24 protein-coding genes, 1 tRNA gene and 1 pseudogene are annotated in these 23,888 nt (G+C 58.4%); 10 read left to right on the top strand and 16 right to left on the bottom strand.

Features of this window, described 5'->3' with window-relative positions:
- Positions 1-16 precede the first annotated feature (16 nt).
- From DVK03_RS01730 to DVK03_RS01710, 4 genes are all read left to right on the top strand, one after another.
- Entirely contained in the window at positions 17-2,071 is a 2,055-nt protein-coding gene (locus DVK03_RS01730) for a DEAD/DEAH box helicase (RefSeq protein WP_115802090.1), read from the top strand.
- 71 nt (positions 2,072-2,142) lie between these two features.
- Positions 2,143-3,999 (top strand): SLC13 family permease, encoded by a 1,857-nt coding sequence (locus DVK03_RS01725; RefSeq protein ID WP_115802089.1) that lies wholly within the window; start codon positions 2,143-2,145, stop codon positions 3,997-3,999.
- A gap of 49 nt (positions 4,000-4,048) precedes the next feature.
- Positions 4,049-4,121, top strand: a tRNA-Pro gene (locus DVK03_RS01720).
- A 906-nt stretch (positions 4,122-5,027) separates the two neighbouring features.
- Positions 5,028-6,398, top strand: coding sequence for a winged helix-turn-helix domain-containing protein (locus DVK03_RS01710; RefSeq protein ID WP_233521743.1), 1,371 nt, complete (start codon positions 5,028-5,030; stop codon positions 6,396-6,398).
- Positions 6,399-6,697: 299 nt separating this feature from the next.
- On the opposite strand, the gene DVK03_RS01705 is transcribed toward DVK03_RS01710, so the two are convergent.
- From DVK03_RS01705 to DVK03_RS01665, 9 genes are all read right to left on the bottom strand, one after another.
- On the bottom strand, positions 6,698-8,608 hold the full coding sequence (locus DVK03_RS01705; RefSeq protein ID WP_158543180.1) for an AAA family ATPase: 1,911 nt from the start codon (positions 8,606-8,608) through the stop codon (positions 6,698-6,700).
- Positions 8,609-8,673: 65 nt separating this feature from the next.
- On the bottom strand, positions 8,674-9,054 hold the full coding sequence (locus tag DVK03_RS01700) for a hypothetical protein (RefSeq protein WP_115802085.1): 381 nt from the start codon (positions 9,052-9,054) through the stop codon (positions 8,674-8,676).
- A 172-nt stretch (positions 9,055-9,226) separates the two neighbouring features.
- Entirely contained in the window at positions 9,227-10,369 is a 1,143-nt protein-coding gene (locus DVK03_RS01695) for an ATP-binding protein (protein ID WP_115802084.1), read from the bottom strand.
- Positions 10,366-11,160 (bottom strand): hypothetical protein, encoded by a 795-nt coding sequence (locus tag DVK03_RS01690; RefSeq protein ID WP_115802083.1) that lies wholly within the window; start codon positions 11,158-11,160, stop codon positions 10,366-10,368. Before DVK03_RS01690 ends, DVK03_RS01695 begins: the two co-directional genes overlap by 4 nt.
- Entirely contained in the window at positions 11,154-11,699 is a 546-nt protein-coding gene (locus DVK03_RS01685; protein WP_229722526.1) for a hypothetical protein, read from the bottom strand. The genes DVK03_RS01690 and DVK03_RS01685 overlap by 7 nt, the downstream gene beginning before the upstream one ends.
- A gap of 62 nt (positions 11,700-11,761) precedes the next feature.
- Positions 11,762-13,420 (bottom strand): hypothetical protein, encoded by a 1,659-nt coding sequence (locus DVK03_RS01680; protein ID WP_115802081.1) that lies wholly within the window; start codon positions 13,418-13,420, stop codon positions 11,762-11,764.
- Between the two features lie 6 nt (positions 13,421-13,426).
- Complete coding sequence (locus DVK03_RS01675) at positions 13,427-13,957, bottom strand: hypothetical protein (protein WP_115802080.1); 531 nt, start codon at positions 13,955-13,957, stop codon at positions 13,427-13,429.
- Complete coding sequence (locus DVK03_RS01670) at positions 13,954-14,169, bottom strand: hypothetical protein (RefSeq protein WP_115802079.1); 216 nt, start codon at positions 14,167-14,169, stop codon at positions 13,954-13,956. Before DVK03_RS01670 ends, DVK03_RS01675 begins: the two co-directional genes overlap by 4 nt.
- Positions 14,166-14,564, bottom strand: a complete 399-nt coding sequence (locus DVK03_RS01665; protein ID WP_008576937.1) for a hypothetical protein — start codon at positions 14,562-14,564, stop codon at positions 14,166-14,168. The genes DVK03_RS01670 and DVK03_RS01665 overlap by 4 nt, the downstream gene beginning before the upstream one ends.
- Before the next feature lie 117 nt (positions 14,565-14,681).
- On the opposite strand from DVK03_RS01665, the gene DVK03_RS01660 reads away from it, so the two are divergent.
- The 3 genes from DVK03_RS01660 to DVK03_RS20500 all read left to right on the top strand — a co-directional run bounded on the left by DVK03_RS01660 (position 14,682) and on the right by DVK03_RS20500 (position 15,746).
- Positions 14,682-14,885, top strand: coding sequence for a hypothetical protein (locus DVK03_RS01660; RefSeq protein WP_042664053.1), 204 nt, complete (start codon positions 14,682-14,684; stop codon positions 14,883-14,885).
- A 23-nt stretch (positions 14,886-14,908) separates the two neighbouring features.
- Entirely contained in the window at positions 14,909-15,223 is a 315-nt protein-coding gene (locus tag DVK03_RS01655) for a hypothetical protein (protein WP_115802078.1), read from the top strand.
- A 262-nt stretch (positions 15,224-15,485) separates the two neighbouring features.
- Entirely contained in the window at positions 15,486-15,746 is a 261-nt protein-coding gene (locus tag DVK03_RS20500; protein ID WP_115802077.1) for a hypothetical protein, read from the top strand.
- 25 nt (positions 15,747-15,771) lie between these two features.
- On the opposite strand, the gene DVK03_RS19645 is transcribed toward DVK03_RS20500, so the two are convergent.
- From DVK03_RS19645 to DVK03_RS01635, 5 genes are all read right to left on the bottom strand, one after another.
- Positions 15,772-16,959, bottom strand: coding sequence for a hypothetical protein (locus DVK03_RS19645; protein WP_147301737.1), 1,188 nt, complete (start codon positions 16,957-16,959; stop codon positions 15,772-15,774).
- The gene (locus tag DVK03_RS19640; protein WP_147301736.1) at positions 16,934-17,728 is read right to left on the bottom strand and encodes a hypothetical protein; all 795 of its coding nucleotides are present in this window, start codon (positions 17,726-17,728) and stop codon (positions 16,934-16,936) included. The genes DVK03_RS19645 and DVK03_RS19640 overlap by 26 nt, the downstream gene beginning before the upstream one ends.
- Entirely contained in the window at positions 17,721-18,407 is a 687-nt protein-coding gene (locus tag DVK03_RS19635) for a hypothetical protein (RefSeq protein ID WP_147301735.1), read from the bottom strand. The genes DVK03_RS19640 and DVK03_RS19635 overlap by 8 nt, the downstream gene beginning before the upstream one ends.
- Positions 18,397-18,738: a hypothetical protein gene (locus DVK03_RS19630; protein WP_147301734.1), complete on the bottom strand. Its 342-nt coding sequence runs from the start codon at positions 18,736-18,738 to the stop codon at positions 18,397-18,399. Before DVK03_RS19630 ends, DVK03_RS19635 begins: the two co-directional genes overlap by 11 nt.
- 508 nt (positions 18,739-19,246) lie before the next feature.
- Positions 19,247-19,513 (bottom strand): hypothetical protein, encoded by a 267-nt coding sequence (locus DVK03_RS01635; protein WP_004045377.1) that lies wholly within the window; start codon positions 19,511-19,513, stop codon positions 19,247-19,249.
- 699 nt (positions 19,514-20,212) lie between these two features.
- On the opposite strand from DVK03_RS01635, the gene DVK03_RS19925 reads away from it, so the two are divergent.
- From DVK03_RS19925 to DVK03_RS01620, 3 genes are all read left to right on the top strand, one after another.
- The gene (locus DVK03_RS19925; protein WP_162471309.1) at positions 20,213-20,383 is read left to right on the top strand and encodes a hypothetical protein; all 171 of its coding nucleotides are present in this window, start codon (positions 20,213-20,215) and stop codon (positions 20,381-20,383) included.
- A complete protein-coding gene (locus tag DVK03_RS01625; protein WP_115802075.1) occupies positions 20,380-21,411 on the top strand; it encodes a tyrosine-type recombinase/integrase in 1,032 nt (343 codons plus the stop codon). Before DVK03_RS19925 ends, DVK03_RS01625 begins: the two co-directional genes overlap by 4 nt.
- Before the next feature lie 206 nt (positions 21,412-21,617).
- Positions 21,618-21,809: a hypothetical protein gene (locus DVK03_RS01620; RefSeq protein WP_115802074.1), complete on the top strand. Its 192-nt coding sequence runs from the start codon at positions 21,618-21,620 to the stop codon at positions 21,807-21,809.
- Positions 21,810-21,870: 61 nt separating this feature from the next.
- On the opposite strand, the pseudogene DVK03_RS01615 reads toward DVK03_RS01620, so the two are convergent.
- Together DVK03_RS01615 and DVK03_RS01610 are read right to left on the bottom strand one after the other, a co-directional pair.
- A pseudogene (locus tag DVK03_RS01615) lies at positions 21,871-22,155 on the bottom strand (hypothetical protein).
- Positions 22,156-22,158: 3 nt separating this feature from the next.
- The gene (locus DVK03_RS01610) at positions 22,159-23,772 is read right to left on the bottom strand and encodes a spermidine synthase (protein ID WP_115802073.1); all 1,614 of its coding nucleotides are present in this window, start codon (positions 23,770-23,772) and stop codon (positions 22,159-22,161) included.
- Positions 23,773-23,888 lie beyond the last annotated feature (116 nt).

Here is a 23,888-nt window from a genome sequence, read left to right as displayed (position 1 = left end):
CGCCGTAGCAGGGACCGTGTCTAAACAGGTCACCCGCGTCGACACGCTGTTTCTCCACCAGACGGGCGACGACTACCTCGTCGTCGCCCGCCGGGACGGAAAGCGGGTGCTCCGCGGCAAGCTCGAACTCAAAGAGACGAACGCGGGGCCCCGCCCCCTGCGCTTTCTGGTGACGCGGAAGGGAGAGGATTCGCCGCGCGACCCGAGCCAGTTCGTCGAACTCGCCCGGTCGGCCGCCCGCATCCGCATCTCGCAGCAGACGCCGAAGGACGGCCGCGACGAGCTAAAGGAGATGCTCGACGGCTACCAGCTCGAGGCGCTGACGGTGCGGACCTGCCGCCGCTGTGCCGTCAACGGGCGCTACTCGCCTATCACCGACGACACGGCCATCAAGGCCGAACACGAGCACATCTGCCGCGACTGCGCCGTCCAAGAACTGGAGGGCGAACTCTCATTCGCGGGCGGGCTCACGCAGGCTGCCCAAGAGCGCCTGGAGGAACTGCTGTACGAGACGGGCGACCTGACCCGTATCACGAACCTACTGCAAGGCGAGTTGGACCCCGACCTGACGAAGTTCGACACCATCAGCGCGACGACGGAGGACGTGGAGTTGGTCGAGACGAGCACGCTCGACCTCCACCCGAACCTGAAATCGATGCTGACGGAGCGCTTCGACACCCTGCTCCCCGTCCAGAGCCTCGCCATCGACAACGGCCTGCTCGACGGCGACGACCAACTCGTGGTGAGCGCGACGGCGACCGGGAAGACGCTCGTCGGCGAACTCGCCGGTATCAACCGGATGCTGAACGACGACGGGAAGATGCTGTTTCTCGTCCCGCTCGTCGCGCTCGCCAACCAGAAACACGAGGACTTCAAGGAGCGCTACGGCCACCTCGGGAAGGTGACCATCCGCGTCGGCGCGAGCCGAATCAACGACGACGGCAACCGCTTCGACCCGAACGCCGACGTCATCGTCGGCACCTACGAGGGTATCGACCACGCGCTCCGGACGGGCAAAGACCTCGGCGACATCGGCACGGTCGTCATCGACGAGGTCCACACCCTGAAAGAAGAGGAACGCGGCCACCGCCTCGACGGGATGATAGCCCGCCTGAAACACTACTGCGAGTCCCGCGCGGACCGCCGCGAGGGTTACGGCGGCGCGCAGTGGATTTACCTCTCTGCGACCGTCGGCAACCCGAAGTGGCTCGCACAGAACCTCCGGGCGAACCTCGTCGAGTACGAAGACCGCCCCGTGCCCATCGAGCGCCACGTCACCTTCGCCGACGGCCAAGAGAAGCCGCGAATCGAGAACCGCCTCGTGCGGCAGGCGTTCGACTCGAAGTCCTCTAAGGGCTACCGCGGTCAGACCATCATCTTCACCAACTCCCGGCGGCGGTGTCACGAAATCGCCCGGAAGATGGACTACAACGCCGCGGCGTACCACGCCGGCCTCGACTACGGCCAAAGAAAGCGCGTGGAGCGACAGTTCGCCAATCAGGACCTCGCGGCCGTCGTGACGACCGCCGCGCTCGCCGCCGGCGTCGACTTCCCGGCGTCGCAGGTCATCTTCGACACGCTGGCGATGGGCATCGAGTGGCTCTCCGTCCAGGAGTTCAGCCAGATGCTCGGCCGCGCCGGCCGCCCCGACTACCACGACAAGGGCGTCGTCTACCTGCTCGTCGAACCCGACGCGAGCTATCACAACACGATGGAGATGACCGAAGACGAGGTGGCGTTCAAACTCCTCAAAGGCGAGATGGAGGAGGTTCGAACGGTGTACGACCAGTCGTCGGCGGTCGAGGAGACGCTGGCGAACATCGTCGTCGCCGGCACGAAGGCCAAGGCGCTCAACAACCGGATGCTCGGTGAGTTGCCGACGACCCACGCGGTCGGGAAGCTCTTGGAGTGGGGCTTCATCGACGGCCTCGACCCGACGCCGCTCGGCCTCGCCGTGACCCGGCAGTTCCTCTCGCCGAAGGAGGCGTTCGCCATCCTCGACGGCATCCGAAAGGGGTCGTCGCCGTACGAAATCGTCGCCGACCTCGAACTCGACGAGGAAGGCCGGTAGCGACGACGCGCTCGGCCGAGGGACAGTCCGAATCCCGCACGCTTTTTGGCCGCCGACGCGTCGGTGACCGCGTGGTAGCGATAACGCCGGACATCCTCGTCGTCTTCGCCGTCATCCTCGTCGCGCTGGCGTTCTTCGCGACCGAACCCGTCCCGGTCGACGTGACGGCCATCGGCGTGATGGTGTCGCTGATGCTGATTCAGCCGGCCTCCGAGGCGCTCGCCTCGGCCGGGATGCTCGGCGCGCCAATCGTCCTGTTCGAGTCCTACCCCGGCGACGCGCTCTCGGGGTTCGCCAACACGGCGACGCTGACCGTCCTCGCGATGTTCATCCTCAGCGAGGGCGTCCAGCGGACCGGCATCATCCAGCTTCTGGGCGCGAAGATATCGACGTTCACCGGCGACAGCGAACTCCGACAGCTCGGCGCGACCGTCGGCGTCGTCGGTCCCATCTCCGGCTTTATCAACAACACCGCCGCGGTCGCCATCCTGCTCCCGATGGTGACCGACCTCGCGGAGCGCGGGCGAACCTCGCCGTCGAAGCTCCTCTTGCCGCTGTCGTACGCGTCGATGTTCGGCGGCATGCTGACGCTCATCGGTACGTCGACCAACATCCTCGCCAGCGACGTCTACTCGCGCATCACGGGCGAAGCGCCCTTCTCGATGTTCGAGTTCACCGCGCTCGGCGCGGTGGTGATGGCCGTCGGCGTCGTCTACCTCATGACAATCGGCCGTCGGCTCACCCCGGAGCGAATCGAACCCCGACGCGACCTCACCGAGGAGTTCGAGATGGCGGAGTATCTGACCGAGGTCGTCGTCCGCGAGGACTCCCCGCTCGTGGGCCAGCAGGTCCAGCGGGCGCTCGTCGAGACGGAGTTCGACGTCGACCTCCTCCAACTCATCCGCGGCGAGAGCGTCTTCCTCGAACCGCTCGGCCCGAAGGAGATTCAGCCGGGCGACGTGTTCACCCTCCGAACCGACCGCAACACGCTCGTCGAACTGCTCGACGTGGAGGGCCTCGACCTCGTGCCGGCGACCGTCACCGAGGACGAACTCGAACTCGCCGACCGCGGCCAGAACCTCGTCGAAGTCGTCGTCGCGCCGGGGTCCGCGCTGGTCGGAGAGTCGCTCGCCTCGGCGAGTTTCAGACAGCGGTACGACGCGACCGTGCTCGCGCTCCGCCGGGGCGGCGAACTCATCCGCCGACGGATGGACAACCTCCCGCTCCGCGTCGGCGACACGCTGCTCGTGCAGGCGACCGTCGAGAGCATCGAGCGCCTCGACAACAACCGCAACTTCATCGTCGCCCAGGAAATCGAGCGCCACGACTACCGCGAGTCGAAGATTCCCGTCGCCGTCGGCATCGTCGCCGGCGTCGTCGCGCTCGCCGCGCTCGGCTTCCTGCCCATCGTCGTCGCCGCGCTCCTCGGCGCGCTCGCCATGGTCGCCACGAAATGTCTCCGGCCGACCGAACTGTACGACGCCGTCCAGTGGGACGTTATCTTCCTGCTCGCGGGCGTCATCCCGCTCGGCATCGCAATGGAGAACTCCGGGGCCGCCGGCCTCCTCGCGGAACTGGTCGTGATGACCGGCGACTACCTCCCCCTTATCGCCGTCCTCGGCGTGTTCTACTTCGTGACGGCGCTCCTGACGAACGTCATCTCGAACAACGCGAGCGTCGTGCTCATGATTCCGGTCGCCATCGAGGCCGCGGCGACGCTCGGCGCCGACCCGTTCTCGTTCGTCCTCGCGGTCATGTTCGCGGCGTCGACGGCCTTTATGACCCCCGTCGGCTACCAGACGAACCTGTTCGTCTACGGTCCCGGCGGCTACAAGTTCACGGACTACATCCGCGTCGGCGGCCCGCTCCAGTTGCTTCTCGGCGTGGTGACGACTATCGGCGTCGCGTACTTCTTCCCCCTGACCTGACGGGGCGGAACGAAACCCTTTACTCCGCGACGGGGAGAGTCGTATGTGCGGGACCGTGGGTTAGCCTGGTATACTTCGGGCCTTGGGTGCCCGTGACCCCGGTTCAAATCCGGGCGGTCCCATACCCATTAAGGCTGAATCGGCCGTTCTTGCCGGTTCTGACGGCCGTTTGAGGTGGTCGGCATGATGCTACTCGAGTCCCAGAGCGACGCGAGTAGCTGTCGGCACTGCGGGTCACACGTCACCCGCGATTTCCGTCGGGTCTACGGCGATTCTAACAACCACGTTCACCGCTGCCGCGAGTGTGACACGCTCATTCGTCTGCAGAGCGGGTCGGCCGCTGGTCTCTCTGTCTCGGTTCCAGACCCACAGCACGCGGGCGGTCGGCACGGCGGTTCCCCTGAAGGGTGGTCGAAGTGATGCCAACGACCTTCGTCCGTGCCTCGACGCTCTACAACGTCGAGAGTCGGGCAGTCGTTCGTCATCCCGCGTTCGATGCGACTGACGAGGACGTTCGTCGGTCGATCGGAGGTGACGCTTCGTGACTGTCGAATGTCCTGCCTGCGGTCACGAATCGAAGACGCTGTTCCGCTGTGACTACTGCGGCCACGACCTCGTGAGAGGTGACCAGCGGTGACCGAACCCGCTCACGTCGATGGAGGCCACCGATGACGGTCGCCCCGTTCATCGACCCGCAGCCGCACGAGGGCGACGTTCATCTGATTTTTGACGAGTACGGACTGAAGCCGTACTTCGCGCTCGATAGCGTCAGGAAGGATTACGACGGCTGGCAGACCACCGGGAAGCCTACTCGAAAAGTCAGTTGGCGGAACCAGACGTGGCACCTCGCCTACGACTATGACGTGCAACCCATCGACCCTCGCGACCACGAGGACTACCAGCTTCAGACGGTCCCGTTGTTCCGTATCTACTTCGTCGCGGATGATTCGCTCTACGACGACGAGCCCGCCGACCAGTCTGCCCGGACGACGGGCGGCACGATGACGATTCGCCCTCGGTGGCCGGACATGACCAAGGACGGGAAGCCCGTCCGAGGAATCCCGAATCTTGGAGGCCCCTACATAGACGTGCAGATTCAGGCGTCGAACATCGACCACCACCTCTACCACGACCTCGTTCAGACCGCGATGGAAGCCTTCGGTGTGAGTCGTCGATACTTCCAGACGCCACACGAGATGAGCAACGTTCAGGACCTCGCCGTCTACGTCCGCCTCTCGCGTGAACACTCGGGAGCTATCTACGCCCCGGATGGACCAATCGCCCGAACTCACTCGGTGATGACCAGCGGTATGTCGGGCTACCGGATGCACAAAGAGGACCACCGAAAAATCCCCGGCTACTACGTCTCGACACACATCACCGACGAACGCGCTGGCGACATTATCAGGGGCCACCGACTCGGGAAGGAGGCCAAACACTACTACCCGCTGAATCCCGAGCAGTTCGACGAGGACCACCCGCTCTACAATCCGAAAGTCGAAGTCTCACTTCAGACCAGCATCACCGACGAGACGGTCTACTGGTCTGACCTCGACGACGCGCTGCGTGAACTCGACGAGACGCTACTGAACTACCTCAGTTGGGCAGGACTCACCACTCGCGCCGACGACGAGGTGTTTGAGTCAGACGTACACTTCGACGCGGAGAGCGAGACGCGCCGCTCTCGCCGTCTCGTTGACTGTCCGCTGCCGGAAATCGAGGACGAGCAGGAACACGTCGTGATGCGAATTTGGGGCGATATGAGGACATCTGACCGGGACTTCACTCGCAGTCTCATCGAAGACGGTGGTAAACCGACGCGCAAAGAACTCGCCGAGCGAACCGGCTGGAGCTACCGCACCGTCCGGCGATACGTCAACAGGTGCGAAGACATCGTGGCCGACGCTGCGGGGAAACTCGAAATCGGGAGTAAGCACATGCAAAACATGCTTCTCTCTCGTGTCCGAGCCGCTGCGGAGAACTTCGAGACCGCGATGGAAGACGCCGTGATGACCGCCGCTGACGCGGCTGCGGGCCGTCGTCGGTCGGAGTGGTCCGAGATGAAGAACCGGTACGCTGCCCGCGTCGTCGAGCATGACCGGCGACGCGACGAGATACACGTCGAGTATCGACCGACCGACTGGGAGGACCGGACAGACATGCTCCGCGACATCAAGCGTGCGGCCCGCGACCGGTGGACATCGCTGCGCCGAGTGACCGTGACCTACCACGACCACCTCGGAGGTGAGCACACGACGATCCTTTCCGACCTTCAGCTCACCACGGGCAATATCACCAATCTCGACGTACGCTCGGTTCGGGAGAAGGTCGAGAGCGTGGATTGGGAAGCGTGGAAAGCGGGCCTTCCACAGCCCACGGGGGACCGCGACGACACGTAGCGCGTGGTCCAGCGAGAGGCATCACTACCAACGAATCTTATTTTCGACCTTTTGAGACCGGAATCAGTTGTCGACAACTGCTTTCGAGACACATTCCTTCGAAAGATTCACTCGTTGCTTCTCGACTTCGTAGCCTTCGCCGAGACTCGGCGGCCGGGGGGTGGCCGCGCATCGCTTAGCATGTGTGGCTAACGCCACCTGACCAAAATACACCGCACAGCTACGCACGCAGAACCGCGGACGCGCCGGTTCCACGAGGCGCGCGAAAAATTTGGTTTTGTATATTTGAATATTGTTCTTCAATTTGTGAAAAGAACGAAGTGTTCTTCCGCCCAATCATTCAATTCTATGAGAACTTGCGTCTTGTCGGAATCCACTACTTGTTCTCCTTGAGATGCTTTCTCAGCCAATCGCTGGCAAACATTTGTTTTAACCGGACTATCCAAACCTTGGTCGTTACACCACTGTTCAACAGCCCCAACCCGATTCATATCTGGTAGATCGCTAGAAACTAGGTCAGAGTCGGGGTTCTGCCAAGTATTAAGTTCCTCATTCACTGCTTCTGTATAGATCCCAGGGTCGATAAGATCCTCAAATACAAGCGGTTCGCCTCCAAAATCTCTGTAGGTCCTTACTTTCTCAGGATCAGCTCCTGTGTCAGTAAGCGTCTTCTTTGATTTTACTCCGGCATCATCACCATCAAGCAGGATTACTGACCGACCAGTCTCCGACAGCAATTCTGGAAGTCCCGCGCCACCTACATTTGATGCTCCAGGCGCTACCTGATATTGGAGCTCAGACTTTCCGGTGGCTTGCCGAATCAAGGTGGGAAGAAGTATCGTCTCGCTCGGACCTTCTGCTATCAATGCGTTTCGAGTCATAGAAAACGCGAGAGGACCTAATCCCATTGCCCCCATAATCGGCTTAAATCCTGGACCATCCATCCAAAATCCATTCCTAATATCACTTCTTTCTCCTTCTTGAGTGATGACTGGTCGAATTCCCCTACCTAAATCTGAAGGTAAACAACCAGCGGAGTGAGTAGTATATATCACTTTTTGAGCAATATCCTGCGTCTCGAGGACTTCAATTAATTCAGCTTGAGCATCATAGCTGAGATGGCTCTCTGCCTCATCTACTAGCAGAACTGGTTGTGTGGCCCCCTTCTGGTTCAAGAAAGAGACAAGTGCTATGAACCAGCGCAAACCCTCACTTCGCTGGTCAATTGGTGCTCGGTTCCTGTCATCAGGCGTCCGGACATTGACATGCAGTACAGTTCCATCGACGCTCAAAACTGGAACAACGTCGCTCCGAACCCAAGCCTCCGAGAATTTGCTATTAAGTGCGTCGTTAGCCGATTCAAGTAGGTCGTCTCTAAAGGCAATGTTTTCTTCGATAACCGCATCTCGAAGAGTTTCTAGATCTAAATCTGCTAACTCCGCTAAATTGTCTAGAGCTTTTGGTGGGCCTGGTACCTCCTCTTTCAAATCATAAATCGGTTTCAAATCTCGGCACTCCTCATCAAATCTGATGAAACCAGGACGGCGTTGACGCAATATTCTTCTTGCTTTCTCTGGGGAGGACTGCTCCTCATGTTCAATCAAACGCTCCATATCTTCTTTGAGATCAGACACCATTTTGACATCATATTCCTCAGTATCAGATTTCTGAGCCAAACTTTCAAGATGGGTTATTGGACCCTTCATCAAAGCGAGAATGTCTGATTCCAAGTAATCCTCATCCGAGTCTAGTATATCCACCAGACTCTGTATCTCAGACTTCATTCTCCCACCTATTTTGTCAGAGAAAATGTCAGATTCGGTGAACTCCTTCATTCTGGAGCGCACATTTTTTCGAGGCTCGAGATCGTGACTCGGTGCAGGCTCAAGATTGACAACAATTTCGCCTCTTTCCTTCTTGGATAGAGTACATTGCTCAATATCCTCAGCGCCGTCAATAGGTTGCAAGTCTGCCCAGTCATCTTCATCTAGCTCAAATCTCACTTTGACCTCAGTCTCGGTATCAATTCGACGAGTCCGGTCACGCTTCGCAACCTCATCCTGACTATTTAGCTCCTCTAAAGCTTCCAAGAATGAAGTCTTCCCTGCCTCATTTTGACCAACAATTGCAATAACACCCTCAAGAAGGCGAACATTGACCGGATCACCAAATCGACGGAATCCACGAATCTCAACTCCGATTAATTCCATGGTCACAACCCACGCACCAATCAACATTAAAGGTATCTTCGCTTTGATATTTCAACAGGCGAATTTCAGGAGAAGACGCGATGCGGATGGATTTTTACTTGTTGTGACTCTCGGTGTCCACCAGCGCCGTAGAAGTTGAGCCGTAGTTTAGACGCCTCTACTGAACGAGCGTCAACGACCTGTATTCCGCGGCCACGAGCGAGATAGGGGATGAAGACGTACAGACCATCGTGCTGCACCAGTTTCGCGTGGTAGTCCTCGAAAATCCGAAACCGTCCCTCTGTTCCATCTGCACGGTTCAGCATCGCCGCCTTCGTCTCGACGGGCCTACCGTCCGACGTGCGGGCGTCGTGCCAACTCGCGTGGTCGGCGTCGAGGTCATAGATTCGCCGCGCCGCTTCTTCGGCGAGCCGACCGTAGCGTGCTGCCTTCCGCGAGCGATTCATTTTGTTTGACCCACCGCCTCGATTCGGCACTCGACACACGACTTTCGTCGAAAATCCCGGTTCGGTCGGGACCGGACCACCACCGGGGGCAGCCAGCGGCGCATCAGTAGATAAGTAATTATACGCCGTCCGGGGGGTCGATGGTGGTGGCGACTGCTGTAAGTTACCGCCGTCACTCGAAATCACTCTCCGGACTGCTTACGATATCTCGATGATCGCCACGTTTCCACTCGCGGACGCGATTCCCAACCCATGAATCTCCGAAGCTGACGAGTTCGGCCGCGTCAGGATAGCTCATCCCGTTTTCTTCATCCCACGGCTTGCACGCTTTGATCACGGTCGCCACGGCAGACTCCCATCGGATCTGGTTCGGGTCTGGCGAGTCGTCCTGGTCGTCACCGTCGTCGTCGAGCGTCACCGAGAAGTGAGACGCTTCGTGTTCATCGTACTTCTCACGCGTATCCGTGACGCCGGTGAACTCGGCGGCTTCCTCAAACGAGTCTGCACCACCCTCGGAATCGAGAAAGACAACGCGGCCGGGATCGTTCCGAGTGGGTTTGACGAACGCGCCCGACGCGAGTCGACGAATCTCGGCGGCGGTGTCCTTTCTCGTATGTCCGATGAGCAGGACGGAGCCACGTTTCGCGTAGGTATCGCCGTCCTCCTTCTTGCGGACGTACTTCAGCGATTTCACGAACTCGTCGGTGATCGCTGCCTCAGCTCCGCGAGACGTGAGCGACTGCCCCGCCTCGTCGATGAGCTGTAGCACTTGCCCATCGGTCGAACCCATCGCGTCGAGCATCGATCCGGAAGATGTCGTCACCCGGTCTGCGCCGTCCCACGCGACGTTCGCGAGGACGGTTCCACCGGTGAGAGAACCGAAGACGCGCGCCACGTCGAGCGCGAATGCAGTCTTCCCAGCGCCCGGCGGACCGAGAACGAGGTAGATCGCACCTTCGTCGGCGAGTCGCTTCGCTGCCTCGACGATAGCCTCGGAGCCGTCCCGCTTCTGGTTGGTGAGTCCGACCATGCCCTGGAGTTGTGAGACGTTCCCCTCGCGGTACGCACGGTCAGCCATCGACGTTGCGGCCGACCGGACGACGTGCCGACCGACGTGAGTCTCGAGAAAGTTCTTGCCGCGCTCCTCGTAGATCGAGCAGTAGCGATTCAGAAAGTCGAGCACGTCAGGATCGTCGATCATCCCGGCAAACTCACGGATGTACTCGTTGCTCTTGTCGCGGAGCGCACCCCGCAGGAACTCGCGGCCCTGTGCCGCGGCATAGACAGCCGAATCACCCTGCTTGCGCCCGCTCATCGGTGACCACCGTCGTTAACGAGCGGATCGGTGGGGACGGGCTCAAGCGCATCATTGGGGAGGTCGTCGTCGAGAATCATCCCGAGACCATCGCCCCAGTCACCCTGATTGTCGTCCTGGTCGCTCGCGGCCTCGAGGAGATCACGGAGGTCACCGTTCTGCAGCCGGCCGGGACGGAGTTCTTCGGGGAGTTCGGACGTGATGATCTCGTCGACCGTCGGCTGGTCGGTGATCATCGGTGCCGATGGGTCGAGCGCAGCGTTCTGTGCCTCCATCGTATCGTGCTTCACTCTCCTCACGATAGCTGGGAGCGCCTGCCGGAGTTCCTGTCCTCTCCGCGCCGCCGGTTCGAGGTCGCCGCGAAGCTCTCCAACTACATCGAGAACGTCGTCCGTGTCGTGTCGCCCCACGAGTGACGAACCGGGGAGGGAACGCCGCCACGTTCCGACTGCGACGTTCGAGGACGGATCATACGCGTAGCACTCGTACACATCGCCGTGTGCCTGCTCGTGTGGATACAGCGGGCCCCACTCAACCTGCATCTCTGCGAACTTGTCCGGAGACAGAGACCAGCACGCCAGCGGGTCGTCGCTGTTCGCGTTCACCTGCACGAGACGCACCCGCGGTGGGTCGGGGAGGAGATCGTTGATCTTCCCCGTCGCGAACAGCGCACCGATTCCAGCGATGACGAGACCCGACGCGGCGAGTGGTGCCCACTCGGGGAATTGATACCCGCCGAAGTAGGCGAGAACAGCGCCCACACCGCCGAGCTTCACCCAGTCGTTCACCATTCCCGCTCAACCTCCAGTTGCTTCTCGTCGCGCTTCTTGCGAACCCACAGGAAGGTCCCACCGGCCGCGGCGACCGCCGTCGACGCGAGAAGTGTCTGGACTGTCCCGTACTCGACGGGCGGGTTTCCAGCCTTGATCGCGTCGGAGCGGATAGCAACGATGCCGTCTGCGTTGCTCGAAGAGACGGTGATTGCCGACGCGTCGCCGACCGATTCGGCGCGGAACTTGACGACGGTCGTTCCGGGGGTCAAGGTCATGCGTCGGACGCGGGCTTTCCCGGCAGCTGCACCGTCTCCCTCGGAAAGAATCCGAGAGAGTTCACCAGCGTCGGTGATGGCGATCCGTGTCGGGATGTCAGCCTCGACGACGAGCGAGAACGTCCCATTCGAGAACGACCACGATTTGATTCGCGTCGTCGGAGAGAGTTCGATAGTCTGAGTTGCTTCGGGCGTGCTTGGTGCGGCGGTCGCTGTCCCGTTCATGGAAGACTGCGCGGCGGCTGTGCCGACGAGTGCGGGCGATACGACTGCGATGAGCATGATGACTGTGAGGATGATTCGGCGCATTAGTGTCCGAAAGATGGGTTGGTCGGTGGTCGATGCTACTCGCGCATAATGACGATAACAGCGACAGCAACGAGGGCGATGAGGGCCTTGTTCTCGGTCGTGAGCGGCGGGATTCCGCCGCCACCACCCCCGACCGATGCCTCTCGCGCTTCGATTTCGGCACGGAGTTCCGTTAGTTGACGTTGCATCTCCAGCAACTCCGAGGTGTTCGCCGTCTGGTAGACGTACTTGGTGGTGTTCTGTGTCTGAATCTTCGTGCCGTCCTTCGAGACCATCCCGTTGATTGTGAAGTCGGTGTTGTCGTCGAAGTCGATTTTCCTCCCGTCGGAAGCGGCGAGGAACACCGGTCCAGTGATGTTGGAGGTGTTGTACGTCGTGTTCGCGGTCCACGCGCCGCCGGGGGCACTTCGAGCAAGCACGAGGCCCTGATACGTCTGGCCTTGATAGGTAACGTTCATCAGCCCCGACGAGTTGAGGTTGGGCGTGTCGAAGCCCATCAGCGCGAGCGCGGCGGTCGAAGAGTAGAGCGACGAGTTATCTCCCGTCTCTGTTCCGTACTCGAACATTGCCGTGTTCGCGCTGATAACGTCGGATGCGTTGATTTCGCCGGATGCGAAGTCGTCGTAGGTGGCATTGACGAAGTTGTCTGCCTCAGATTGGAGGTTGTCGTTGAGGGTCTGGAACCGAGGCCACGTATTGTAGTAATAATAGAAATCGGAGGCCTGAAGCTGGTCGTAGCTGGCATCTGGACCCTTGATGTAGGCCCCTGCGAGGTTGCCTGAGTAGTCGATGTTGGTTATGCCGATAGTCCCACTTGCGTCAGGACCGTTCCCATTCTCGACACGCCACAAGTGGGCCTGACGGGTAGACCCATTCACAAGCGTCAGGGTCTGACTCTCGACAGATGCAGGGAACGACCGGTCTGGGTTGGCGTCGCTAAGGTCGTTGAACGTGATGTAGCCAAGCGAACCAGTCGAGATTCCATCCTCTTGCTCCGCCTGTTGGTAGAGCGTCCAAATCTGTCCCTGTGAAACATTCCATTGCTCGATGAAGTTTATCTGTCTTGTAGCGTAGTAATCGGCTATCGCTTCTTTCGCGGCTACTCTCGCTTGTGCCTTTGAAGAACCGTTTTCATACGCTTCAGCGACAGCAACTTGGGCCTTCATCCATGCGACAGACTGCGAATCGTTGAGGTAGTTCCCATACGTAGATTTGAATACCTCCTCCTGAGCTTTCACCGAAGTACCCGCACTATAGATGTCGGTCTTCGTTTGATTCGCGTCGGACTGTTCCATCTCCTCGATGGCGCTGTTCACCTGATACCGCGTCGAACACGGGTTGTCTGCGTTCCCATCGAACGGCTGGAAGTTGAGAATATCGTAGATAAACCCGTCGAGCGTCGAACACTGGTCTCCGGTCGCGGCCCCGACAGGGGCGACGGTCGAAGTCGTGATGAGCATCCCGACGAGCGCGAGGGCGGCCGTCTGTTTGCCCATGACCTTGACCCCGCGAGGGGCGGCGTCGAGCAGGGAGACGTGCGGCCGCCAGTCCATCATCGACACTCGGAGAGCGACGAAGACGGCGGCGACCAGTCCGACCGCGAGGGCGGCCGGCGTCTCACCGTGGACCCCGGCGAGGTAGGCGGCGGCCACCGAGAGACCAACGGCGGCATAGGTCGATGCAAGTCGGAGCATCAGAAGTCAGTCCTCCTTGAGCGCGAGATAGCCGCCGATTCCGACGACTGCAATCGCACCGATTCCGATACCACCGGAGGAGCCACCGAAGAAGCCGCCGCCGGACGAGACTGCCGCGACCGTCCCCACGTCGAGGGCAGACGAGTCAATCGCCGATGCAGTCCCGAGCACTTCGACGCGGTAGGTCGAGACGTTCGTCGGGTCGAGGGCATCGAACTCGTAGAGTTCGGTTGTCCCGTCCGCTGCAGAGATCTGCACGCGGTCGACTTCGGTCTCGTTACCGTCAGCGTCGACTTCGAAGACCGCGACTTCGACGGGTTCGGAAGCAGTCGCGGTGTCGTTGTCCAACTCGACGTAGAGACTCCGCGTGTCGTTCGTCACGTCGATGGTCTGGTTTGCGAGCGAGTCGTTGCCGACGCTCGTGAAGTTCGCTGAGTCGGTCGTCACAGTCGCTGCACCGAGACCGACGAAGGCGACTGCGGCGACAGCTGCGACCAGAAGACCGACGAGCGCGAGGGTTGCGCTGCCGCGCCTCACGACTCGAACACCTCAACGAAGCCGAGCTTGTCCGCGATGACGACACCACCAGCCACGCCGACCGCGATAAGGCCAGTTTCAACGCTCCCACCGAGCAGATCCGACAGGAGCGTGATGTCAGTCGCGGCCGACAGACCAGCGTCGAGCGATCCGACGCCCGCGCCGATGATTGCGACCGTTTCGAGATCGAAGTCGTCGAGATCGAGGTTCATAGCATCCACCCGATCGCCATCTGTGCGGTGAGACTCACAGCGACGTAGCCGACGCCCCAGAGGTCCTGCGACTGCACGAACGAACTCACGTCACCGAAGAAGACCCAGCCGACCAACAGGCCAACCGAGGCGACGATGCTGTAGTAGTAGTAGTTGTCGAGCTCCTGCGCCTGCTGGTGCAGGTTGGACAGCTCGGCGTTGTCGTTCGTGAGGATGGTGACGCCGAGCGCGACCAACGTGAGGAGCGTCGCCAGCGTCACGTCGTTGCCCGCGAGTTGGAACGCCACGTCCGAGAGCGTCACGTCGAACAGCGACCACGATGCGATTCCTGCCATTGCCGTCGTCCCGATGAACGTCGCGACGAGCGCCGCGGCGTCCTCCGGGTCGAACTCCATTACGGACATGATACGGTGATGGCGGCCACCCGGCACGTCGTATCATTCAGGGTTTTGGCTACGGGAGGACCACAGCAGGAACATTTTTATCTAGGCGGGTGGCCCGCCCCGTGTACAATGTTCCGCAAACTGTGCGATAGAGAAGGAACCCCAACTGTGTCGCTCGACAAGGACGAACTACGGATGGACGGCGTCCTCGACGAGGATGGAGTAGTCCCAGATGACCAAGAGATGCACATTCAGCGGGTTGGGAAGCGCTCGTACCTCGTGCGCGCAGTCGATTCCGACGGCATCCCAGAGCTCGACGAGGTGTTTCAGTAGGCCGTTTCAGACGGGTGCTCACTATGACGACTCTACTCAACCGCTTCACAGACCGAGAAAAGATACTGACCACCCTCAGCGCCTCGACGATGTTCGTCACGGGTGTTTGGGTCGGTGTCTGGATTGTTCCGAGCGCTGCCCTCGATGTTCCGATGAACTCGCACTTCGACGGCAGACAGATGGTCAACACACCAGCGTACCAGCCCGTTCCGACGTACCTCCCGGTGCTCTCGATTCTCGTCGTTGTCTTCGCCTTGTACGCCGCGAACCACTTCTACTCGAGAGAGTCACCACCCGAACTCGCGGCAACTGATGGAGGTGAGGACCATGACGAGTAGAGACTACTCAAGACACTCCGGTAACCCCGTGCAGACCCCTTCTCAATCCCGCCCCCATGGGGTCAGGTGTGAATGTATACGGCATCCTCGATGTATGCACCTTCATCGACGTCGACGGGGGACACCGTGCATAGATTCAGACCGATTCGACCAAGTGGCCGGCGCGGTCGCGGTCATGGGTCACCCCCAGTATAAGAAGAATCGACGTTCGGTTACTCCAGATTCACGCAAACCGACCCCCGGTGCATACGGTGATTCATAAATGACCAAGCGAACTAGCCTGAAGTTGACCGACGAACGGCAGCTGCTCTTCGACAAAGCGAGCGAGATCGTGGCTCGAGACACGTCGGACGACCCGCCACGGAGCGACGTAATCGACGCGGCGCTCACCCACTTGATCGAGAGCTACGAGAACCTCGAGGGTGTTCGAGATGAATATCCACCGAAGACAGTAAAAAATTGCTGCAATACGTCGGTATTGGGGATGCGGTATCGGACGAGTTTGGAGAGCCGGTGGCGATAATTCGTTAATTCAACCATTCTAACTTTTACTCTGAATATGGTTGGAGCTCCCAGTCGAATAGGATACCCTGCAGAAATGGATATAGAATCACAGATAATACAACAACAACAAGCAGTACAGTGAGAATAGTCTGAGCAAATGCGAAAGCGTCAGATTGTATGAGATCGCCAGCACCGATGAATCCCATTGCCTTCGCTACTGGCCCAAGGTTTACAATACCTAATACCGCAACCAGAATCGCTGAGGCCTTCCCAATAGACTGTTTATTTTCTATAATTTTTCTTTTCTTGGTTATCTTCTTGACCAGTTTCTCCCTCAGGTCCGAGGGTTGTGGATACTCCCCGACTTGATGTAGTTCCGACCCTGATAAGTGGTGCATGTGGAGTGTGTTGGGTTTGTGATCACACTGGCACAGCATAAGAATCGAATTTGAGCTCTTGTCTTCCAGTGCTAGTTCAACTTTCCCAACATCTATGTACGAGCGAGCGTTTGAGCAGATTTTCTCAGGTTCATCCTCTGGTTCAAATCCAGACTTTTTGAAATATATCGACACGTCCTCAATGATTTGGTCAAGATTGTCACTTACAATAGCATTATCGGTGCTACAGATTCTCTTTGTAATTGGGTCTAATATACCAGACAGAAGGCTGTTTATATCCGAAGGAAAGTCATCTTTCAAAAACTCTGCCCAAGAGAATACACTGTCATTGTCAAGTGTATAACTTGAAGTGACAAAACCAATGGGGAAGTTCAACGAAGTTTTATTCGCCGAATATTCCTTTAGATCCTTGAGGTTGAATATCAGTCTGAATCGAATTTTTTCTGCCTGGTCGGTAGATGCGAAGACATATGTATCACCGTTCTTCTCAACTTTCTCAACATCAGTAAATACGTCTATTTTTTTTACATCTTCTAGCCATTCCTTCACCAGACGGTCTTTGTTTATATAGAACGCTGTTTGGAAGATCTCGGGAGTCGAGCACGTACACTCAGATTGTACTTGACGGCAGTTCCCACAGACACTCTTGTTTTTTGTACTAAACAGCCGTTTAAACCGCTGTATATCTTTTTTAGAAGTATTTGGACCAGAATATTCTCCGAAGTCGGGTTCCAAAAATTCAATCTTAGATATATCTGTCGACCCTGAGGCATTGGTTAAAAATCCACCAAGCAGGGTTATGTCTGCCTCAGAAATGGTATTTGTTCTCGACATAGGCGATTAGGTCAACCGGAGATTGCCAGTTTTTAGCGGTGAGTATATGATCGAGATGGGCTGAAAGAGTACCAAAGTTGTGGCCTTCGGAACCCTGTTCTAATCTCGCATAATCATTGAAGAAGTCGCCTACTTTATTTTCTTGATTCGGGAACTCAGTTACACCGGATGGGTTTGGATATTTGCTCTTTGAGAGGTCTCGAATCGTATTCAGCTCTTTACCAATATTGGCGACGATTGATTCGTAAATATGCCTCTCATCACCTTCATACTCACTAGAATCAAAGTATTCGCTCACCAAGCCTTTGAATGCTAGTTGGGTATCCTGGATATGTTCAATTCGTTCCTCAGGTAAGAATCCAAAGCTATTGTCTACGTACTTTGCCATCAATTCTGTAATTGGGACTAGGTAAATTCTGTACTCGAGAATTGAATCGACATGTGAGACGATCTCGTTGAAGAATCTCACAGGAACGGGAACAGAAGTCCTCAGGTGACCATCACCATATAATTGGATTTGTACTGACTTTTCATGTCCATTATCATCTGTAAAATGGGTGTAGAACCGGACATGACAGAGTTGGCCTGTCTGGTTTGCTTGTTGTACGATGTCAGAGTCTTGTATGTTTCCACCTTCGTTTCCTTTGAAATCAGCAGTACCCAGGTCACTAAGCCTGAAGCTATCATACTTTGCACCGTAGTTTGAGCCATCCATCAAGTATTGAAGGAACAAGAGCTCAGTACTGCGGAATTTTAGTTCTTCACTCATTTTTAACACCCCAGAGCTTAATCGCCTGGATTACACTATTTCTGAGCGTTTTGTCGCCCTTAGAATTAGAGATTGCAAGCAGATCACCACTTGGGAACACCCTTACTTCAAGCGTATAATCAACAGAAGCGCGTATGAAATTGCCTTCTAATTCATCACGTGGGATAACCTTGCTCACACGTTCGGTGTCAGCGTCAACAAATTCCAATCGGTCTGCATGAATCTCCTGGTCCTGACCCCGCACTTTGAACAAGATGTCGATGGTTTCACCATCATTTTCTAATTTGTGGTCTTCAAACCAAACAGGCTCTTCAGTTTTAAATCCCTCAATATTGTTCAGTTGGTCACCGTTCTTTTCGGCTAAGACCTCATCTAGCACGTCAACGTCAACATAATCCGACAGTTTGTATAGTTGGATGTTGAATTGATCTCCTTTTTTACCATGCTTTTCAAATATCTCCTCCAAAAAATCCCCATACGACTCTTTTGACAGAGTTCTTTTTAATAGCCCGATTGTATTATGTTTTCCTAGTTTTTGGAAATCTGACTGATCTAAACCACCAGATTCTGCATACTTTCGCAAAATGGGCTCTCCCCAGGTGAAATGGTCTTTGGATGTCCTTTTTTCCATCTCTGTCTGGGTATAGCCATCTCTAAATAAGAACTTATTATTCGCCATCGTTAGAGTCCCACTTCAGATCTGTCGCATCTTCGAAGTCAATGTACGCTTGTTTGAGTTGTGAAGACGCCCGTTTGATTAAAGCGTAAGGCTTCATCAGCCTCTGGTAGGATGACTCAACATCCCGTTCTAATACACGCTTTCTATCGTCTTCCTTAACGTCCTCTGCAGCCCCCCTCCAGATTTTTTCACTAAGGTCAAGTATTTGGTCGTGTACTAAATCAACCGCGTCTCCACCTGCTTGGAAGTCTGGCTCTGTCTCTTTGAGATACGCTCCCAATTTATCCTTGTCAATAGGAGATTCTTGATCAGATTCATCACCATTAGACATTGTGCACCGTTCCTAATTCTATCTTCATAAGTATTTACCAAGTAGTACTTTCTACATTGATAGGTGTGATACAGACACTATCCCTTCTCTCACGAGCTCAATGTTTACTTCTAGTAAACCTTTCTTGTCACCAACTGCTATTGAAGGCTGTTCTCCCGAAGGACTCGAATTCAAACAGAACCTCTCCAATAACTCGGTCGAACCTTATCCGGTGGTCTCGGCTTCGGAATCGGCCGAATCAATCCTGCATTCACCTTTCCTTCGAGATACAACTGTCCCCAGATCGTGATCTCGAACATATCGGCGCTCCGCTCGTCGATAAACGGTGACGCCAGCCCAGCGTGGCACAGTACGCGACACCGTTCTCGAATCTGGTGAAGCGTCGTCTCGCGGCCGATCTCCCAATGGATCGTCTCCGGCGAGCCCCAGCCGTGCTCGAGGAGATACTCGAGAATCCGGTCATCCCAGATGGTCATCCAGTCGCCTGACTTCCGCATCTCAGATTGAGTCACGCAGACGCAGAGCCCTCTTCACCATTCTCGCCGTTCAGTTCTTCAGCGCTGAGTTCTCCTTCGAGATAGCTTTCGCCGGTAGCCGTGATGACGTAGACACCATTCCCGAGGTGCTGGAGTAACCCTTTCTCGTTGAGCTTCGAGAGTCTCCGCGAGAGCGACGAACGAGATACCTGGAAGTACTCGGTGTCTTTCATCGCGGCGGCGCTCGCCGACTCGTGTTCCCGTGCCCACTCGAGGATTCGGTCGTCCCAGATCGTCATCCACGATGCAGACTTTCTCATTACGTGTACGTATACGCTGGTTTGGTCTATCGCCGACGAATCGTGCTTTTGCAACCCAAACATCTACTCTCAAACTAACGGTGCATTTATGCACAGTTAGTGTTATGGTAGACTCACGGAACCCTGAGAGATACCGTCGGCTGGAGATGATTTTTGTAGGCCCTGAGCGCGGTGGGTCCAGCACCGCTCTCAGGAAGGGTCCGTCAATAGCCATGACGGAAGCCAAAACCGCGGGTATTGCCACCCGCATAGCGACCGATGCAGTACAGTTTGATAAGAGCGACGAGTCCACGTGTGAAGTCTGTCTCCTCCGCCCCGCGATCGGTGTCGATGCCGAGACTCGCCTGAGTGTCTGCCGGAAGTGCGCGGCGCTGGAGGTCGAGAGATGAGCCGCCCCGCGCACAGGCGGCCTTGCCGCGCGTGCGACAGACTCCGCGATCTCGATGACGACGGTCATTGCTCTGAGTGTCGCCGCGTCGAACGTCAGCTCGTGACCGACGGCGGGCAGGCCGATTCTACTCGTCCTGCGTTCATCGATCCGCTGACCGAGTGGGTTGAGTGTCACTTCTGCGGGCGAGTTCTGGAGCCAACGGAGTGCGACGGCTTCGATCTCTCGACCGAAGACGAGTATTATCCGCGAATGGTTCCGGTCTGCCCCGAGCACGACGGAGGATGCAGATGACGTACTACCCAACGTGTGCGGTCTGTCGGATGGAAGTCGATCCGTCTGAGGACTACGTCTCTGTCGAAGCGGAGTACAGGTTCACCGCCGACCGGAACGATGTCGACGACTACTACCTGCATTGGCGATGCGCCATGTCTGTCTTCGACGGGTGGGGTGAGCCATGAACGGACCCTCAGAACTCAAGCCCCGCGAGGCCGTTCGCCGCTATCTTGACCGTCGTGGGACGGAACTCTCGGAGTCGAGCATCAAGACCTACAAGTACCGTCTGAAGTTGTGGGTCGAATGGTGTGAGGACCAGAATATCGAGCGCGTCTCTGACCTGAACGGGTGGACGTTCGAGCAGTTCGAGGCCTTTCGCGCTGGTCAGGGTATCGCCTCACCCACTCTCCATGGCGAGATGGAAACGCTACTCGGGTTCATCGAGTACCTCGAACGCATCGAGGCGGTCGAAGACGGTCTCTCGAAGAAGGTCCACGTACCGAGTGTCCCGATGTCGGAGCGGTCGCGGGACACGATGTTGGTTCCCGAGGACGCGCTTCGATTACTTCGGCACTACCGGTCACACAGCAGCGTCCGCGGGACTCGGTTCCACGCGGTTCTCGAACTCGCGTGGCACACGGGCGCTCGCCTCGGTGCCCTTCGCGGGCTCGATCTGCGCGACTACTACCCCGATGAGCAGTACGTCGAGTTCGTCCACCGGCCGGAGTCCGAGACGCCGCTGAAGAATCAGATGAATGGTGAACGTACGGTTTCGCTCTTGCCGGAGGTCGTCGAGTCGCTGAACACCTACATCGAGAAGTTCCGGCCGGATGGCCACGACGACTTTGGTCGCTCTCCGCTGTTCGTGACGCACCACGGGACTCGTATCTCGAAGAACGGCTTTCGGGGGTGGATGTATCAGGCGACCCAGCCGTGTGTCGCTGGTCCGTGCCCGCACGAGTACGAGAAGGATTCCTGTGAATTCGCGGGGTCATACACTCAGGGTAGCAAGTGTCCGTCTTCTCGATCACCGCACCACATTCGAACGGGTTCGATTACGTGGCACAGAGATCGCGGGTTCCCTGCGGAGGTGACCGCGGAGCGCGTGAATGCGTCTCAGGAGGTTATTGAACAGCATTACGACAAAGCGTCCCAGCGCGAACGGATGGAGCTGCGCCGCCGTCCTCACCTGGACAAACTCCGGATTGAATGAGCCATGAGTAGGAATATCTCAGTTCGACCGATAGAGGTAGTGGAGAGTCGGCTACTGATGGGTAAGGACAGCCCGGGCGGTCCCATTTTGACTCTGACCTGATACGTGAGTGCCGCATGTCGTGTTCGGGAGAGGGCCGCAGGAACGAGAACCACGAGACGGCGGCGGGAAGACTTTTGCAACGAGCGGGAAACGTCTCGACTGAGATGTCAATCCAGCCGCTCGATGTTCTCGGCGGGGTCATGTTCCTCGCCGGCCTCGCGGTCGTGACCGGCGTGGTCGCGTCCGCGGTCGCCGCGGGTCAGCGCCTCGGCGTCGGTGCTCTGCTCATGGTGCTCGGAACGGCCGCCGTCGCCGGGCCGCGCATGTATCAAACAGCCCTCGAAGCGACGAACTAACCGGCATCGCCCCCATCCGGCCCGTTTTTCTGGCCGTCAGGTCGAGTGTGCGGCCGCAGAGTTACCGCCGCTCGGTTCGATACCAGAATCGACAGCCGACGGGCGGCTCGCCGGCGTCGACATCGAGTCGGCGGAGAAACAGGTCGCGGACCGCGAAGGTGACGACCAGTTCGACCGAGCCGTCGCCCGCACGTTCGACCGCCTCGTCAGCCGGTCGGTCGCTGCCGGCCGGGCGCGCGCGGGCAACCTAATGGCCGTCGCGTTCGACGGTCGACTCGACGACGCCCTCGGTCCAGCGGTCGCGGTCGTGCGTCGGCTCTCTGGCGTGGATTCTGTCGTGAACCATCGCCTACGCCGCCCTCACGGCCGTGCCGGCGACCGCGCTCCGGGTAGTGGCGTTCCTGTCGGCCGCGCGCTGTTCGGTCTCGTTCGTCCGCTGGACGACGTAGCGTTGGCCGACCATCGGGTCCAAGAGGCTATCGACCGGGGCGCGGTCGTCGGTGAGGAGCGGCACGTCGTCGGTGGGTTCGTCGTTCCGGTACGATGTGAGTTCGGCCGCGAGGTCGATGCCGATATTCCGGTTCCGGTTCCGACGTTGAAGCTCCTCGGCGGTCACGAGCGTCTCGTCTTTCGTCGCCACGACCTCGATGTTCTGGACGACGACGCGCCCGGCGGTGGGGAAGCTGTACACCTGCGGGTAGACCGACTGTATCGTCTTGTACTCCGCGCGGTAGAACTGCGAGGCCGGGCCGCTGGGCGCGGAGATGACGTTGGCGAACAGGACGCCGTCGTCGTCGAGGCGGTCCGACGTGAGTTGCATGAACTCCTGTGTCGTCAGCTGGAACGGGACCTTGTCTTTCTGGTAGGCGTCGAGGACGATGAGGTCGTACGTCCGGTTCGTCTCCCGGAGATACTGCCGGCCGTCCATCGTGTGGACGTTGAGTCGCGGCGACTCCTCGACGCGGAAGTACTCCTCGGCGACGTCGACGACTTCGGGGTCGAGTTCGACCACGTCGACGGTCACGTTCGGGTACTTCTCCAAGAACACGCGCGGGCCGGTGAACCCGCCGCCGCCGACGAACAGCACGCGGTCGATATCGTCGGACAACAGGAAGGGGACGTGAAAGTACGACGTGTAGTCGAAGACGTGCCGCGTCGGGTCGTCGAGGTCCATCGCGCTGTGGGGCTGGCCGTCGAGGTAGAGCGTCCGCGTCCCGCCCGCGTCGGCGACGCGAAGCTCTTGGTAGGCAGTCTGGGTGTGGTAGACGGTGCTGCCGCGGGAGTCGAGACCGACGCCGCCGGTCGCGGACGCGAGGACGAGGATGGCGGCGATGCCGACGCTCCAGACCGCTTCCTCTCGACCGATTTCGGGTCGGACGAGCGCGAGCGCCGTCACGACCGAGACGAGGCCGAAGACGAGTCCGATGTTGGTGACGCTCAGGGACGGGATGAGAACGTACGTGGTGGCGAACGCGCCGATGATGCTCCCGACGGTGCCGACGGCGTAGACGTGCCCCGAAGCCGACCCCACGTCGGTCCGCCCGGAGAGTTCCGCCGCGTAGGGACTGATGAAGCCGAGGAAGTAGGTCGGCGGCCCGAACAGGAGCGTGATGGCGGGGAGCGACGCGAATCGGCTCGGGACGGGGAGGCCGGCGGTCGACTGGATGAACAGGTCGCCGAGGAGAATGACGCCCGCGATGTACGCCGCCGTGCCGATGAAGACACGGGCGAGCGCGCCGTTCGACGCCTGTTCGGCCTGCTGTCCGCCCCGGTGGTAGCCGAGGCTCAGCGCCGCGAGGAAGACGCCGATGATGCTCCCCCACGTGTAGATGCTGCTGCCGAACTCGGGAGCGACCATTCGCCCGGCGAGAATCTCCAGACCCATGCTCGTGACCCCGGAGACGAACACGGCGAGTTCGGGCCGCGTCATCCGGAGCCACGAGCCGGCGGCGGTCGATGCCATGTCAGTAAGCCAAGGGACACGACCGTATTAATTCACGCACGGCGGCGAATCAGACGACGCGAGTCCGGTTCGGGCCCCGCCGCCTCCGCGGCGCGCTCGCGCGAACGTTCTTGTCC

It is taken from the genome of Haloferax sp. Atlit-109R (genome assembly GCF_003665865.1).
GTDB lineage: Archaea > Halobacteriota > Halobacteria > Halobacteriales > Haloferacaceae > Haloferax > Haloferax volcanii.
This window is presented reverse-complemented; position numbering and strand designations above follow the sequence as displayed.